The 2,424-nt window shown below is 74.1% G+C and carries 2 protein-coding genes; one reads left to right on the top strand and one right to left on the bottom strand.

Annotation, left to right across the window (positions count from 1 at the left end; all coding sequences use genetic code 11):
• A partial coding sequence (locus D7X12_RS40830) for a tetratricopeptide repeat protein (protein WP_244225083.1) occupies positions 1-1,326 on the top strand: 1,326 nt, incomplete at its 5' end.
• Between the two features lie 95 nt (positions 1,327-1,421).
• On the opposite strand, the gene D7X12_RS40835 is transcribed toward D7X12_RS40830, so the two are convergent.
• The gene (locus tag D7X12_RS40835) at positions 1,422-2,246 is read right to left on the bottom strand and encodes a KpsF/GutQ family sugar-phosphate isomerase (protein WP_439329422.1); all 825 of its coding nucleotides are present in this window, start codon (positions 2,244-2,246) and stop codon (positions 1,422-1,424) included.
• Between the last annotated feature and the right edge of the window lie 178 nt (positions 2,247-2,424).

A 2,424-nucleotide genomic window follows, 5' to 3' on the forward strand; every position in this document is an offset into this window, starting at 1 on the left:
ACCCAGGCCTCCCCCACCACGTCTCCGAACCCGAGCCCGGGCCAGGGCGCGAGCCCCGGCGCCGCCGCGCTGCCGGAAGGCCACCCGACGATGCCGGGCAGCGCCCCCGTGGCGCCCGGCGCGCCCCTGCCGCAGGGCCACCCGCCGGTGAAGGACGCCAACCGGATGCCGCCGTCGGCGGAGGAGCTGATGAAGCAGCTCGACTCCTCCGAGGGCCTGCGCGAGCGGGAGAAGACCTTCGAGATCGCCTCGTCGCTGGGCAGGCTCTACTACACGAACGGCCGCTACCCGGAGGCGCTGGCGTACCTCTCCCAGGCGCAGGCCAAGGCGGACGGCGTGCGGTCGCTGTTCCTCGCGTCCCGCAAGAAGCTGGGCAAGACGCCCATCCTCACCGCCGAGGCGGCGAGCTGCGGCTTCACGCCGGACCAGCCGCTGGACGCGATGGAGGCCGTGGCCCAGGCGCGCGCGAAGGGCGCAGACGCCGCGGGCGCCGCGGCCTGTGCCCGCGCCGCGCTGCCCAACGCGCTGGAGGTGGACGTGCTGCGCGGCAACGCGCTGTACCTGAATGGCGACAGCGCCAGCGCGCTCAAGGCGTACGAGCGCGTGCTGGAGGTGGAGTCGAGGCACGAGGAGGCGCTCTTCGGCCGCGCGTCGCTGCTGTTCGAGACGCAGGGGGAGAACCTCCAGGCGCTCAAGACGGCGCGGGAGGGCTTCGACGCGCTGGTGGCCGCGCACCCTGAATCGCAGCGGGTGCCCATGGCCCGGCAGTTGAGCCAGCGCATCGAGGAGACGGTGAAGGCCGGTGGCCGCCAGAAGTGGCTCGCGACGCGCGCCGCGGATCGCCGCGTCCGGCTGTCGCAGAACATGGCGCCGAACCCGGCCCAGGCCATGGCGCAGAACCCGGCGCTGCCTCCGGATGCTCCGCGCCCGCTGACGCCGGAGATGGTGGACGCGGTGAAGAACACGGAGCGCACGCCGGAGCTGGAGGCGGGCCTCACGAAGCTGGTGGAGGAGGGCGAGGAGCACCTGGCGCGCGGCCGCTACCAGGAGGCCCTGGCCAACTACACCCGCGTGGTGCCCTTCCAGCCGGAGAACGGGCGCGCGAAGGCGGGCATGGCCTGGGCGCTCGTCGGCCTGGGCCGCCCCATGGGCGCGCGCGTGTGGAGCGTAGCCCTGCAGGGTGACGCGGGCGCGGTGGAGAAGCTGGGCGACACGCTGCTCGCCAAGGGCGACGCCAAGGGCGCCAAGGCGCTCTGGGAGAAGCTGGCCCAGGACGTGCCGGACTACCCGAACAAGGCCGGCCTCCAGGCCAAGCTGTCGCAGTAGCCGCGCCAGCCGAAGCAGGTCCTGTCAGGGCGACCCCCGCCGAGGCCGAGAAATCGGCTTCGGCGCCGCCGACGCCGGGCTTCCCCCGAGCCCCCTTAGAAGAACTTCGCGGCCAGCAGGTCCTGGACGTCGAGCAGGCCCACCGCGCGGCCCTCGACGTCCACCACGGGGAGCTGGTCCACCCTCAGCTCGCGCATCTGCGCGGCGGCGGTGAGCACCAGCGTCTCCGGGGTGATGCAGCGCGGGCGCTTGCCCATCACCTCGCGCACCGGCACGTGGAAGTCCTGGTGCCCGCGCTCCACCAGCCGGCGCAGGTCGCCGTCGGTGAAGATGCCCTCCAGCTTCCCGTCCCGGTCCACCACGCACGCGGCGCCCGGCCGGCCCGGCGTGTTGGTCATCACCACCACGGCTTCGGACAGCCGCGCGGTGTCCACCACCAGCGGGTTGGCGCGGCCGGTGCGCATGAGTTCAAAGACGCGCAGCACGGAGCGCCCCAGCTTCCCGCCCGGGTGCAGGAGCGCGTAGTCATCCCGGCCGAAGGGGCGCGAGCGCAGCAGCGTCATCGCCAGCGCGTCGCCTACGGCATGCAGCGCGGCGGTGGACGCGGTGGGCACCAGCCCCAGGGGACAGGCCTCCTCGATGCGGCCGATGTCCAGCACCACGTCCGCGCCCTTCGCGAGCTGACTGTCCGCGTCCCCGGTGAGCGCCACCACGGGCACGCCCATGCGCTTGAACAGGGGCAAGAGGCGCAGCAGCTCCTCCGTGCTGCCGCTGTTGGACAGCGCGAGGATGACGTCCCCCGGGCCCACGCGGCCCAGGTCGCCGTGCACGGCCTCCGCGGGGTGCAGGAACACGGAGCGCACGCCGGTGGAGGCCAGCGTGGAGGACAGCTTCTGGCCGATGTGGCCCGCCTTCCCCATGCCCGTCACCACCACCTGGCCCGCGCACTCGCGCACCAGGTGCAGCGCGTGGAGGAACGCGTCACCCAGCCGCTCCGTCACGCCCAGGATGGCGCGCGCCTCCGCCTCCAGCACGCCGCGCGCGTAGGTGAGCGTGGCCTCCGCGTCCGCGTCCCGGACGGGAGTGGCGGGGGCGGCG

The organism is Corallococcus sicarius, assembly GCF_003611735.1.
GTDB lineage: Bacteria > Myxococcota > Myxococcia > Myxococcales > Myxococcaceae > Corallococcus > Corallococcus sicarius.

Bases quoted from the DNA above. Each gene is read 5' to 3' on its own strand.
- D7X12_RS40835 (WP_439329422.1), bottom strand. From the start codon at position 2,246: ATGGGGAAGGCGGGCCACATCGGCCAGAAGCTGTCCTCCACGCTGGCC.